This window comes from Bradyrhizobium sp. Kon69 (genome assembly GCF_055807515.1).
Genome location: NZ_JBVVOS010000429.1, coordinates 1 through 257 on the forward strand (window position 1 = coordinate 1; position 257 = coordinate 257).

At 66.5% G+C, this 257-nt stretch carries 1 protein-coding gene; it reads left to right on the top strand.

The window, feature by feature from the left end; genetic code table 11:
- Positions 1-257, top strand: a 257-nt coding sequence (locus AC0L3U_RS39680; RefSeq protein ID WP_473365163.1) for a hypothetical protein, incomplete at both ends; no start/stop codon positions are given.

A 257-nucleotide genomic window follows, 5' to 3' on the forward strand; every position in this document is an offset into this window, starting at 1 on the left:
CGCCAGGGGGCGGCGTCGCGACGCCTTCACCATCGGCGCGCAGCACGACCTGGATACCTTCCTGACCGCGCAGGACGCGCCGCAGTTCGAGCCGCCATCCGCCGGCGCGCAGGTCCAGCCCGAGCACTACCGCGAGCAATGGCTCACCTACCTGCGCTACTGCAAGACGATGTTCCAGACGGTCTGCAACGCCTGGAGCGGCGCGGACGACGGCTTTGATCCGGTCAGCTATTGCTACGTGTTCAAAGAGCAGAAGG